Annotated in this window: 7 protein-coding genes; 2 read left to right on the top strand and 5 right to left on the bottom strand. The window is 66.6% G+C overall.

All coding sequences use genetic code 11. From position 1 onward, the window contains the following. Positions 1-34: 34 nt before the first annotated feature. Positions 35-193 (top strand): hypothetical protein, encoded by a 159-nt coding sequence (locus tag M0534_RS07765; protein WP_248567856.1) that lies wholly within the window; start codon positions 35-37, stop codon positions 191-193. A gap of 91 nt (positions 194-284) precedes the next feature. On the opposite strand, the gene M0534_RS07760 is transcribed toward M0534_RS07765, so the two are convergent. The 4 genes from M0534_RS07760 to M0534_RS07745 all read right to left on the bottom strand — a co-directional run bounded on the left by M0534_RS07760 (position 285) and on the right by M0534_RS07745 (position 4,368). Next, the gene (locus M0534_RS07760) at positions 285-1,340 is read right to left on the bottom strand and encodes a Leu/Phe/Val dehydrogenase (protein ID WP_248567855.1); all 1,056 of its coding nucleotides are present in this window, start codon (positions 1,338-1,340) and stop codon (positions 285-287) included. A 3-nt stretch (positions 1,341-1,343) separates the two neighbouring features. Then, a complete protein-coding gene (locus tag M0534_RS07755; protein WP_248567854.1) occupies positions 1,344-2,306 on the bottom strand; it encodes a YihY/virulence factor BrkB family protein in 963 nt (320 codons plus the stop codon). Further along, positions 2,306-3,109, bottom strand: coding sequence for a MipA/OmpV family protein (locus tag M0534_RS07750; RefSeq protein ID WP_248567853.1), 804 nt, complete (start codon positions 3,107-3,109; stop codon positions 2,306-2,308). The genes M0534_RS07755 and M0534_RS07750 overlap by 1 nt, the downstream gene beginning before the upstream one ends. A gap of 65 nt (positions 3,110-3,174) precedes the next feature. Then, the gene (locus M0534_RS07745) at positions 3,175-4,368 is read right to left on the bottom strand and encodes a YbfB/YjiJ family MFS transporter (protein WP_248567852.1); all 1,194 of its coding nucleotides are present in this window, start codon (positions 4,366-4,368) and stop codon (positions 3,175-3,177) included. A gap of 324 nt (positions 4,369-4,692) precedes the next feature. Between M0534_RS07745 and uvrA the strand changes: the two genes are divergently transcribed. Then, on the top strand, positions 4,693-10,176 hold the full coding sequence (gene uvrA / locus M0534_RS07740) for an excinuclease ABC subunit UvrA (protein WP_248567851.1): 5,484 nt from the start codon (positions 4,693-4,695) through the stop codon (positions 10,174-10,176). Between the two features lie 699 nt (positions 10,177-10,875). On the opposite strand, the gene M0534_RS07735 is transcribed toward uvrA, so the two are convergent. Next, positions 10,876-12,978 (bottom strand): S9 family peptidase, encoded by a 2,103-nt coding sequence (locus M0534_RS07735; RefSeq protein ID WP_248567850.1) that lies wholly within the window; start codon positions 12,976-12,978, stop codon positions 10,876-10,878. Positions 12,979-12,986 lie beyond the last annotated feature (8 nt).

Genomic DNA, 12,986 nt, shown 5'->3' with positions numbered 1-12,986 from the left:
GGTTATTTCTCTGTGCACAACGTGAGCATGCGTTATGAAGACTCTGCGTGATTTGCTGCTGTGCCTGACCGTTGCCCTGGGCTTCGTCGCCACGCCGGCCGCCATGGCTGACCTCGGTTCCGGCTCCGTCGACACGCCGGACGCCCATCACGGTGACAACGAGCATGATGAGGACCACGACAACGGTTATTGATCGGTTGCAGGAATACTGCCGCGTAGCGGAGGATTGACAGAATCGATTGGTGCGTCCGAAAGCGGGTCCGGGATGACCGGATCCGCTTTTTTCATGCCGACGGTTGTCGCATGCGCTGCTCGGCCAGACGATCCGCCACCTGCTCGGGCTGCAGGCCATTGGAGGTGGCCTCACGGAAAATGGTCCTGAGTGTGTCGGCGATGGCGACGACCCGGGCATGGACCTGTTGCGGCCGATAGTTGCCGAGTTGGGCGGCAACGTCGATGACCCCACCCGCGTTGATTACGTAATCCGGGGCATACAGGATGCCGGCATTGCGTAACGCGGCGCCAAACTCCGGCCGTGCGAGCTGATTGTTCGCAGCGCCGGCGACGATGCGTGCCCTCAGCCCATCGATGGTGTCACCGTTGATGGCGCCACCCAGGGCGCAGGGTGCGAACACGTCCACCTGGGCCGCGTGAATGGAAGCCACCGGCAGGACTTCTGCACCGAACCTGTCGGCCGCGTCCTGCGCCCGCCCGGCATGAATGTCCGCCACCAGCAGCCGCGCGCCCGCCGCGTGCAGCGCTTGCGCCAGGCGCAGACCGACACTGCCGACACCCTGGATGGCGATACTGCGTCCTGCCGGGTCGCCGCTCCCGAAGACTGCCTCCAGGCAGGCACGGATGCCGTGATACACACCAACGGCCGTCGCCGGCGATGGATCGCCGGTTCGCTCCTCGCCATCCGGTCCGCGACTGGCCTTCAGCCCGGTAACATGCGCGGTGGTCTGCGCCAGCTGCCGCAGGTCCTCGACGCGAACGCCGGAGTCCTGGGCCGTGATATACCGGCCACCGAGGCTCTCGACCAGACGGCCCATGGCCCGCATCAGCGAAGGCGTGCGCAGCGTCTCCGGGTCACCGAGGATCACGGCCTTGCCACCGCCATGCGGCAGGCCCGCCATGGCGTTCTTGTAGCTCATGCCCCGGGACAGTCGCAGCACGTCAGCCAGCGCCTCATGCTCCGAGGCGTAGTCGCGCATGCGCAGGCCACCAAGCCCGGGACCCCGTGCCGAATTGTGAATGGCAATCACGGCCCGTAATCCACTCTCCGGATCATGGCCAAACAGGACCGTTTCGTGCCCCTGGTAATCCGGGTGCTCGAACACGGCCTACGGCTCCTCGATGATCTGACTGCGCACGCACACGGCCATATTGCGCGGGATCATGCGTTTGCCCCTGGCCTCCATGTGCACCCGGGTAAAGGCCGCGCCGAACAGCAGGATCAGCGACGAGTAGTAGACCCACAACAACAACAGCACCAGCGACGCCGCGGCGCCATAAGCGGATGCCGGTGCCGTATACGTGAGGTAGGTCGCGATCAGGGTGCGACCGACCGCGAACAGCAGCGCGGTCACCAGGGCGCCGAGCATCACGTCCCGCCAGCTGAGTACCACATCCGGCAGCACCTTGAAAATGGTGGCGAACAGCAAGGTCACCATGAACAGCGAGATCACGAATTCCGAACCTGTCAGCAGCCCCCCGGGTATCGGAATCCATTCATCGGCAAACTGCACGACGGCCCGCAGCGCCACACCGAACACCAGCGAAACAAGCAAAACGAAACCAATCGACAGGGCCACCGTCAACGACAGCGCGCGGTTCTTGATGAAAATCAGCATGCTGTTGCGACTGGGTTTCGCGGCAACGCCGAAGATCGCATTCAGTGAGAACTGCATCTGGGCGAACACCGTGGTGGCACCGATCAGCAACGCCCCCACACCCAGTACCGTCGGCAGCACGCCGGAGCGCTCGAACCGACTCTCTGCCACCGCGGTCTCCACCGCCTGGGCCGCCTCCGCACCCATCGTGTCCTGCAACTGCCCGACCACCCGTCCCTGGGCAGCATCCTCACCCATGACCAAGCCCATGACGGCGACCGCAATGATCACCGTCGGCGCCAGCGAAAACAGGGTGTAGAACGCCAGCGAGCCGGCGTAACTGAAGGCATTGCAGTCCAGCCACAGGCGCACCGCCCGCCGCAGGATGCCGAACCAGTTCTGCACCGGTGCCAGCAGATGCCGCAAAGGCGCCGGCAGGCTTTCCAGGTCGGGCAGGGACGGCAGACGGATCATCAGCGACTCCGGAAGGTGTAGGCGAGGACCACACCCAGGTAGCCTTCGTTTGCACTGCCCAGGTCGTCCACGATGGGGCTGTCCTTGGCATCATTCAGCAAGCGCCCCACCCCGGCAACCGTGGTCAACGACCACTGGCGGTTGAAAAGATAGGTGAGGCGCCCCTGCAACCGGACCTCGGTGAGGCCCGAACCCGCCCGGTAGGGACCAACCCCCAGCGCAGCCGCATCGCGCTCATCGAGACCGTAGATGGAGTTGGCCGAACTGGCACTGCGGTAGACGAGCGTCGGACCGATGCTGGTCAACCACGGACCGATCCGATGGTCATGCCGCACACCGGCGGTGGCGCGATAGCCGTTGACATCGCCGGTCATCGGGAAGCGGACATCCGCATCCAGCCGCAATCCGTTCAGGCGGTACTCCATGAAACCGCCGGCGGCGACGCCACCCCGTACCGACCGCGTATCAGACAATGCCCCGCTGCCCCGCCGACCTCCGGCATACAGCAGCACCGGACCAGCACGAAAGTGCTCGGTCCGGATGGCGTTCCAGCCGAGCCCGGAAAACGGATTGAAGAACAGGCTGTCGCGGTACCGGGCGTCGATAAACGGTGCCGGCCGCACGCGGTAGCTGTCGGCGCCGCTGTACCGCGGCAACACGATGGCACCACCACCCAGGGTCAGGTTGAGTCCACTCGCCTCTCCGCCGGGGCGGCCTTCGCCGGCCTTGGAGAGGCCGGGAACCAGTAGCGCGGCCAACACGATACAGCGGACCACGCCGCTGACTGAACAGGAAAATCGCATGAGATCACCATTATTGCTTGTTCGTAATGCGCCAGGGAAATACTGGGTCATTCCCGCTGCAGTGGTCAGTTTCCAGAGTCGCCGCCGGCCACAACCCGCGTGGACAGCACCAGCAAGGCACCGCAGAGCAACGACACGCCGCCGAGCAAAAACAACGGCACGTAGCTACCGACGACCGCATACACCAGGGCCATGCCTTGCGCCGCGATCGCCTGGCTGACCGCGAATGCGGCGGTGGCCCAGCCCCAGGCGCGGCGGTGTACCGCGGTATCGACCAGACTGGTAACGTAACCGGAGGTCAGCGACACCATGGCTGGCGCCAGGGCGCCAGCCAGCAGGGAGCACAGGCTTATCAGCAGCAGGCCCAGCGGGGCCGCGGACAGTGCAACGATCACGGCCTTGCAGAACGCGACCAGCAGCAAGGCGAGGAACCAGCCGCTGCGCTTGGCCAGGAAACCGGCAACGAACGGCCCGATGATGGCACCCGCCGCGAACAGGGCCCATTGGAGCGACCCGAGGTCAAGGCCGTAGTTCCGCTCCCGCGCGACAAAATCCACCCAGAACAGGGTATGCGGCACGAAACCGGCCGCACTGACACTGTAGGCGGCAATTACCAGCCAGACGACGAACGGCGTCGCTGCCGCGTTCGCCGCACCGGCAGCGGTGGCCGCAGAGCGGATACGGCTTGTTGACCAACGCTGCCAACTCCAGGCGGTCAGCAGCAGACTGGAGAAGCCGAGCAGGGCCCAACCCCAACCGGTTCCAAGCCGCAGCACCGGTGGCATGAGCAGCGCTGCAGCCAGGATACCGACACCGATGCCGCCGAAGATCCAGGCCGCGGCCATCGGTCGATGGCGCACGGGGGTCAATGCGAGCGCCGTGCTCGGCGCCACCACCATCAGCACCGCGCCGGCCCAGCCGGCAAGGAAACGCCAGACAAAGAACCAGAGAAACGGGCCTGGCAGGCTGCAGAGCAGAAAACCCAGGCTGACGATCAGCAACGACAGGCGAATTGTCGAGCCAATACCGAACCGGTTCGCCAGCGCCGAGGCGGTGACTGCACCGAACAGATATCCGGTGAGGTTGGCGGCGCCCAGGTGCGCCGTCTGGTCGGCGCCGAACCAGCCCGCGTCCACCATGCCCGGAATCAACGGCGCGAAACCGAAGCGGGCAAAACCCAGACCGACGATCACCGCCGCCGCGCCGGCCAGCACCAGACTCCAGGGCATCCGCTCCGCGGCCGGCTGCACGGCACTCATGCGCGAGCCTCGAATACCGCGCCCGAAGTCCGAACCCGCCCGTTACCGGAGATCGGCCGTCCGGCAACGGATCCGACGGCCGGCCTGCCGCCCCAATCAGGCGACAGGCGGCCGGGCGAATCCATTGCGAACGCATCTATGCCGAACATAGCAGAGGACCATGACAGCCGATGGGAAGACGCCGAACCACAAACCCCGCGAAGTCAGGCACGTACTGCCCCAGAGAGTGCCTGATTGATCGGTCAGCGGCGAGCCGGATTGAGAGGATTTCGGGAATCGCTGTCACTTATACTCGTGCCCCGTCTCGCAAGGGAATGCCCACTCATGCCGCAGTCGTCAATTCGTATCACCGGTGCCCGCCAGAACAACCTCCAGAACCTGTCCCTGGAACTGCCGCTGGGCGAGTTGATCGTGATTACCGGTGTTTCCGGATCGGGCAAGTCCTCGCTGGCCTTTGACACGGTCTATGCCGAGGGTCAGCGCCGCTACGTCGAGACCTTCTCACCCTATGCCCGGCAGTTCCTCGATCGCATGGACCGCCCGGCCACCGATCGCATCGAGGGCGTACCGCCGGCCATCGCCATCGACCAGACCAACCCGGTGCGCACCTCACGTTCGACGGTCGGCACCATGACCGAGCTGAATGATCACCTGAAGCTCCTGTTCTCGCGCCTGGCCGAGGTCTACTGCCAGGGCTGCGGCCGCCGGGTGCAGCGGAATACCGCCGAGGGCATCGTCCGTCGCCTGCTGGCTGAACTGGCCGGCGAACGTGTGATGTTCTGCGCCCGGCTGGCGGTGCCGAAGGGGCTGGACAAGCGGGAAATGCAGGCCCTGCTGGAACGCCAGGGCTACAGCCGCTTCCAGCGCCTGACCAAACAGTTCGTCGAGGTCATCGTGGACCGGGTAAGGCTCGACGAGGAACGCCGGGACCGGCTGGTGGAAGCCGCCGAAAACGGCCTGCACCTGGGCCAGGGGCACCTGCTGGTCTACCCGCTGGATGCCGACCGAAAGCCGCTGGAGCCACGGCGCTTTTCCGCCGACCTGCATTGCCCGGACTGCGACATGCACTACCGTGAGCCGGTCTCCAGCCTGTTCTCGTTCAACTCGCCGCTGGGGGCCTGCGAGACCTGCCGCGGCTTCGGCCGGATCATGGGCATCGACCTTGACCTGGTGATTCCGGACCCCCGCCTGAGCTTGGCCGAGGGCGCGATCCGGCCCTGGCAGAGTGGAAAATCCGCCGACTGCCAGAAGGACCTGATGCAGGCCGCGCGGCGCGCCGGCGTCGCCACCGACATCGCCTGGCAGGACCTGCCCGAGGAGCACCGGCGCTGGGTGCTGGAAGGCGACGGGCAACGGCGCGGCTGGTACGGCGTCGACGGCTTTTTCGACTGGCTGGAGTCGAAGAGCTACAAGATGCACGTCCGCGTGCTGCTGTCCAAGTACCGCTCCTACGACCACTGTCCGGACTGCGAGGGCGCACGCCTGAAGCCCGAGGCGCTGGCCTGGCGGATCGGACGGCACGAGGATGCCGACCGGGTGCTTGCCCGGGAGCAGCGCTTCCGCGCCCGCACAAGCAGCTTCTCCGAACAGGCGTTCCTCGGTCTGCCCGGGCTCTGCCTGCATGACGTCATGCAGCTGCCGCTGGCCCGCTGCCGGGATTTTTTCGACGCTCTGGAACTGCCCGGCGCCCGCGACGAGGCCGCCAGCCAGGTGCTGGACGGCATCCGCCAGCGGCTGCGCTACCTGTGCGAGGTGGGACTGCCCTACCTGACCCTGGATCGCCAGTCCCGCACCCTGTCCGGCGGCGAGGTCCAGCGGATCAACCTGACCACCGCCCTGGGCACCTCACTGGTCAACACCCTGTTCGTGCTCGACGAACCGTCGATCGGACTGCACCCCCGGGACATGCAACGCATCATTCGCGTGATGCAGCGGCTGCGGGATGCGGGCAACTCGCTACTTGTCGTGGAGCACGACCCGGACGTGATGCGCGCCGCCGACCGACTGATCGACATCGGCCCCGGACCCGGAGCCCGCGGCGGACGGATCCTCTACGACGGTCCGCCGGCCGGCATTCTCGAACGGCCCGATTCCCTGACCGGCGCCTACCTGTCCGGCCGCGAACGGATCCGTCTGCCGGCTGCAGCCGGGCAGCCACCGGCCGACCTGCATCTGACCGTGCGCGGGGCCCGCGCGCACAACCTGCAGGACCTGACGGTCCGGATCCCGCTGCAGCGGCTGGTGGTGTTGACCGGCGTCTCCGGCTCCGGCAAGTCGACGCTGATGCAGGAGGTGCTCTACAACGGATTGCGCAAGCAGTTCGGCCAGGCGGCCGATCCGGCCGAAGCGCATGACGGGATCGACGGTGGCGAGGCCATCGATGATGTGGTCTACGTGGACCAATCGGCCATCGGCAAGACCACGCGATCGAACCCCGCCAGCTTCGTCGGCGCGCTGGAACCCATCCGCAAACTGTTCGCTGCCACGCCGGAGGCACGCACACGCGGTTACACCCCGGGCACCTTCAGCTTCAACAGCGGCAATGGCCGCTGTCCGGGCTGTGGCGGCAACGGCTTCGAGCATGTGGAGATGCAGTTCCTGTCGGACGTCTATCTGCGCTGCCCGGACTGCAATGGCCGCCGCTACCGCGAGGATGTCCTGGAAATCACCCTGCCGGCGGCGCCGGGTTGCCCGCTGTCACCCCAGTCCATGGCCGACGTGCTGGCACTGACCGTGGAACAGGCAACGGACTTCTTTGCCGACCAGCCCGAGGTCCTGAGCCGGCTGGAACCGCTGCGTGCCGTTGGCCTGAGTTACATGGGCCTGGGCCAGGCCGTGCCGACCCTGTCCGGCGGCGAGGCACAGCGACTGAAGCTGGCAGGCCACCTGGCCGCCAGCAGTGGCCGCCGCCGGCAGCGGCAACGGCTGCTGTTCCTGCTGGACGAACCCACCACCGGATTGCATTTCGCCGATGTCGCGGTGCTGCTGCAGGCCTTCCGCCGGCTGCTGGACGCGGGCCATTCGCTGCTGGTTATCGAACACAATGTGGATGTCATGCGCGCCGCCGACTGGCTGATCGACCTGGGCCCGGAAGGCGGCGACGGTGGCGGCCGGCTGGTGGCCGAGGGAACGCCGGCGGAACTTGCCGGACAGCCGCACAGCCATACCGGCCGGGCGCTGGCCAGTGCCGGCCGGCCTGTGACACCCGCCGACCGCATCGCCGAACCCGCGGTGGCCGCGCAGGGGCAGGCGATCCGCATCCGCAATGCCCGCGAGCACAATCTGAAGGGCATCGACCTCGCCATCCCCCGGGACCGGTTCACCGTGATTACCGGCCTGTCCGGCTCAGGCAAGTCCACGGTCGCCTTCGACATCCTGTTCACCGAGGGCCAGCGCCGGTACCTGGAATCGCTGAACGCCTATGCCCGGCAGTTCGTGCAGCCCGCATCCCGGCCGGACGTGGACGCCATTCTCGGCATTCCGCCGACGGTCGCCATCGAGCAGCGCACCAGCCGGGGCGGGCGCAAGAGCACGGTCGGCACGATGACCGAAATCCAGCATTTCCTGCGGCTGCTGTACGTCAAGCTGGGCCACCAGTATTGCCCGGACTGCGACATCCCGATCCGTGCGCAAAGCCCGGAGGCAATCGTCGGCCAGTTGCTGGGCGAGCATCGCGGCGAGACCGTGCGCCTGCTGGCGCCGCTGGTGGTGACGCGCAAGGGCTATTACACGGACCTGGCGCAATGGGCCGCGGGCAAGGGATTCGAGACCCTGCGGGTGGACGGCGAAGACCAGGCCACCGGCCAATGGCCGCGGCTGGACCGTTACCAGGAACACACCATCGAGCTGCCAGTGGCCCGCCTGCAGCTGACCCCGACGAATGAGGACACCATCACCGCCGCCGTGGAGGAGGCGCTGAAACATGGGCGCCACAGCCTGACCGCGGTGTTCGAGGATGGCAGCGAGCAGCTGTTCTCCAGCCAGCGCGCCTGCCCGGGCTGCCAGCGCGGCTTCGCCGAACCGGACCCGCGCCTGTTCTCCTACAACTCGCGGCATGGCTGGTGTCCGGAGTGCTTCGGCACCGGCCTGCTGCTGAGCGGCTTCGATGCCGACCAGACCGGCGAGGAGAGCGCGTGGCGGGACGCCGACAGCGACACCGTCTGCCACCGTTGCGAGGGGCGGCGCCTGAATCCGGAGGCGCTGGCGGTGCGCTTCCAGCAGCAGTCCATTGCCGACCTCAGCGCGATGACGGTCGAACAGGCCAACCACTGGTTCGGTGAGCTGCAACTCAGCGGCCGTGATCAGGCGGTGGCACGGGACATCCTGCCCGAAATCCGGCACCGCCTGGCCTTTCTCGGACAGGTTGGACTCGCCTATCTGGGGCTGGACCGGGCCGCGCCGACCCTGTCCGGCGGCGAGGCCCAGCGCATCCGGCTGGCGGCACAACTGGGCTCCAACCTGCAGGGTGTGTGCTACGTGCTGGACGAGCCCACCATCGGCCTGCACCCGCGTGACAACCGCATGCTGCTCGACACCCTGTCCCGACTGGAGGGCAAGGGCAACACGGTTGTTGTGGTCGAGCATGACGAGGACACCATCCGGCGCGCGGATCATGTCATCGATCTGGGTCCGGGTGCCGGCGTCCACGGCGGCCGCGTGGTGGCCGAGGGCACGGTCGCCGAACTACTGGCCAATCCGGATTCGCCCACCGGCCGGGCGCTGGCACAGCCGTTTCGGCATCCGCTGCGGGGCCGGCGTCGCGAGCAGCCTGCCGAGCAGGTGTTGCGGCTGCGCGGCGCCCGGGCAAACAATCTGCAGGCCGTCGATCTGGACATCCCGCTGGGTCGGTTGATCGTGGTCAGCGGCGTCTCCGGCTCCGGCAAGTCAACCCTGGTGCGGCGGGTGCTGCGGGACAACCTGCAGGGGCTGGTCCGGTCCCGAGGCGCTTTGCCGTCGCTGCAGGACTGCGCGGCGCTGGATGGCTGGAAGGCGGTGGCCCGGGTGCTGGAAGTCGACCAGACCCCCATCGGCAAGACGCCCCGCTCCTGCCCCGCCACCTACATCGGATTCTGGGACGCAATCCGGCAATTGTTCGCGCAAATCGAAGAAGCCCGGATCCGCGGCTACGGCCCGGGACGCTTCTCGTTCAACACCCGCGACGGCCGCTGCAGCGACTGCGACGGTCAGGGCGTACAGCGTGTGGAAATGAGTTTCCTGCCCGACGTGGAACTGCCCTGCGACAGTTGCGGCGGCAAACGCTTTTCCCGCGAGACACTGAGCGTGACCTGGCGGGATCGCTCGGCCGGCGATGTGCTGGCCATGTCGGTCGACGAGGCGGTGGACTTCTTCGGCGCCCACAACCGCATCCATCACCCGCTGTCACTGCTGCAGGATGTCGGCCTGGGCTATCTGACCCTGGGCCAGCGCAGTCCGACGCTGTCCGGCGGCGAAGCGCAGCGGATCAAGCTGGTCAGCGAACTGGCCAAGGTGCGGCCGGACCCGCGACGGCTGCCGCCGCACACGCTCTACCTGCTGGACGAGCCCACGGTGGGGCTGCACATGGCGGATGTGGAAAAGCTGATCCGGGTGCTGCACCGGCTGGTGGATGCCGGCCATACGGTGATCGTGATCGAGCACAGCCTGGAGATAATGGCCGAGGCCGACTGGCTGATCGACATGGGCCCGGAGGGCGGCGAGGCCGGCGGCCGGGTGGTCGCCGCCGGCGTCCCGGAAACCGTGGTCACCACCAGCGACTCGCACACGGCCCGCTTACTCAAGGAGCACCTGGCCCGATCCGCCACACCGTGACGACGAGGATCTGGTCGGGGCGACCGGAAGACGCTGTTTTCCATTTTCAGCACCACCACACGCCGGCCTGGGGGTGGGAAACGCCGTGGCGGGATGTCGGCCGCAGGGACGCGGCCGTCAAGCCCGCATGGATGCGTTCACGGCGGTCCCGCGACGGCGTTTCCCGACACCAGGCTCGGAGCCGCACCAGGCACTCGGTGCCAACCGGTATGGCGGCGGCCATCCCGATTGACCTGAAAGGCGTAAATTCCTATCGAAGGAAACAACGTCAGCGGCGTTCGGCAGGGCCAGTGGAAATTTTCGGCTGGCGTCGTTGGCCCAACGGGACGTCGCGCCAGACGAAAACTTCCACTGGACCAGACACTATCGGAAGTGTACTCACAGACTCCAACGCAGGCGCGAAAATTGGTCAGTATGTCCTTAACACTCGGTGCCTACCGCTATGTCGCCGCGCCCCGACTGCCTCGGGCGCCGGAGCATTCGTCCCGAACGAAGCAACACAATGCGCAGTCTGGCAGGGGCAGTGGAAGCTTTTTCTTGGCCCTGTTGGCCCAACGGGACGTCAGGCCAAGAAAAACCTTGCACTGACCCCGACACTCTCGGACAGCAATACAGCACTCCACCGTGACATAGACATTCAGACCACCGCACCCCACAAACAAAATCGGAACACGCTGCAGTAAAGCCCGCCGGTTAGATTCAGCTATCCGCCATATCGTTGGCCAAGAGCAGAAAGGCGTAGCGGCGGGCGACTTCTTCCAGGTAGTCGAAGCGGCCGCTTGCGCCGCCGTGGCCGGCGCTCATGTTGGTCTGCAGCAGCAACAAATTGTCGTTGGTCCGCAATGCACGCAGCCGGGCCACCCACTTGGCCGGCTCCCAGTAGGTCACCCTGGGATCGGACACGCCGGCCGTGACCAGCAGATGCGGGTAGTCGCGAGCCGTGACGTTATCGTACGGCGAGTAGGACAGGATGGTCCGGTAGGCCTCCGGATCCTCGATCGGATTGCCCCATTCCGGCCATTCCGGCGGCGTCAACGGCAGCTCCGGGTCCAGCATGGTGTTCAGCACATCGACAAACGGCACATCCGCCACCGCCGCACGGAACAGGTCCGGACGCTGGTTCAGCACCGCGCCCACCAGCATGCCGCCGGCACTGCCGCCATGCATGCTGATGCGGCCGACGCCGGTGTAGCCGGTCTGGGTCAGGTGTTCGGCGCAGGCGATGAAATCACTGAAGGTGTTCGGCTTGTCCTGCAGGCGGCCCTGGCGGTACCAGCGGTAACCCCGTTCCAGGCCGCCACGGACGTGGGCGATGGCGTACACGAAACCGCGGTCCACCAGGCTCAGGCGATGCGGCGAAAAGGCCGGCAGGCTGCTGATCCCGTAGGCGCCGTATCCGTATAACAGCAGCGGCGTGTCGCCGTCCGGCTCGAGATCCGCCCGGTGGAACAGCGAAATCGGGACCTCCGCGCCATCCGGTGCCAGTGCATGCAGCCTTTTCGCAACGTAGCGGGACGGATCATGGCCGCTGGGGATTTCCTGCTGCTTGCGCAACACCCGTGAGCGGCTGGCCATGTCGTAATCGAAGACCTGCGTTGGCGTGGTCAGCGAACTGTAGCTGAAGCGCAGGTTGTCGGTGACGTATTCCAGCCCCGGGATCACGCCCAGGCTGAAACAGGGTTCGTCGAAGGCAATGCGATGTTCCTGGCCGTCGCTGACGCGGCGGACAACGATCCGCGGCTCACTGTCCTCCAGTTCCAGGCGCACCAGCCAGTCGCGGTAGACCAGCAGGTTGCGGATCAGACAGCCGGGACGATGCGGCACCACCACACGCCACTGGCCTCGCCCGCTCGCCGAAAGCGGCGCCTGCATGATGCAGAAGTCCTCGGCGCCGTCGGCATTGGTGCGAATCAGCCAGCGGCCGTCATGTTCCTCGACCTCGTACTCCACGTCGCGCTCGCGCGCGGCCAGCACCCGGGGCTCGGCCTCCGGCTGATCCGCCGGAATGACCCGGGTTTCCGAGGTGGTGTGGTCGTGGCTTTCGATCAGCAGAAAACGCTCACTGGCGCACAGTCCGACACCGAGAAAGAATCCGGGGTCCGGTTCACGGTAGACCAGCGGGTCCGCCGCCTGCTCGGTGCCCAGCCGGTGCCGGCGCACCTCCCGCGGCCGATGCTCCTCGTCCAGCGTGGTATAGAACAGCGTGCGCCCGTTGGCGGCCCAGTCGAAATCGCCATGCACGCCGCTGATTCGGTCCGGCAGATCCTGCCCGGTCTCCAGGTCACGCACCCGGATCTCGTGAATCTCCGCCCCGCTCCGATCCACGGCATAGGCGAGGTAACGATGATCCTGGCTGTGACTGACCGCACCGAGATGGAAGTAATCCAGCCCCTCGGACTCCGAATCGCCGTCCAGCAGGATCTGCTCCTGTCCGTCCTCACCCTGTCGGCGGCAGATCAGCGCATGCTGACCGCCCTCCCGGAAGCGGCTGTAGTAGTAGAAGTCGCCGTCACGCTGCGGCACCGAGCTGTCGTCCTCACGGATCCGACCGCGCAGTTCATCGACCAGCGCGCGCTGCAGCCCGGCGACCGGCGCCAGCGCCTGCTCGGCCCAGGCATTCTCCGCACCCAGGTAGGCACGGATGGCCGGTTCAAGCTGCTGCGCGTCGCGCATGGCCTCACGCCAGTTCGCATCGCGCAACCAAGCGTAGGGATCCTCGCGGCGGTGACCGTGCCATTCGAGGCTTTTCGGGCGGACATCCGCCACCGGCTCGGCCAGCGCGGCATCGTTCTGCTCAGTCATTCGTTTCT

This window comes from Methylonatrum kenyense (assembly GCF_023195885.1).
Classification (GTDB): Bacteria; Pseudomonadota; Gammaproteobacteria; order Nitrococcales; family Aquisalimonadaceae; genus Methylonatrum; species Methylonatrum kenyense.
Note: the sequence above shows the minus strand (reverse complement) of the source record. Positions and strands in the feature narration are given on the sequence as shown.

Coding starts and splice junctions, on each gene's coding strand:
- M0534_RS07765 (WP_248567856.1), top strand. CDS start 35: ATGAAGACTCTGCGTGATTTGCTGCTGTGCCTGACCGTTGCCCTGGGC.
- uvrA (WP_248567851.1), top strand. CDS start 4,693: ATGCCGCAGTCGTCAATTCGTATCACCGGTGCCCGCCAGAACAACCTC.
- M0534_RS07745 (WP_248567852.1), bottom strand. CDS start 4,368: ATGAGTGCCGTGCAGCCGGCCGCGGAGCGGATGCCCTGGAGTCTGGTG.
- M0534_RS07755 (WP_248567854.1), bottom strand. CDS start 2,306: ATGATCCGTCTGCCGTCCCTGCCCGACCTGGAAAGCCTGCCGGCGCCT.
- M0534_RS07735 (WP_248567850.1), bottom strand. CDS start 12,978: ATGACTGAGCAGAACGATGCCGCGCTGGCCGAGCCGGTGGCGGATGTC.
- M0534_RS07750 (WP_248567853.1), bottom strand. CDS start 3,109: ATGCGATTTTCCTGTTCAGTCAGCGGCGTGGTCCGCTGTATCGTGTTG.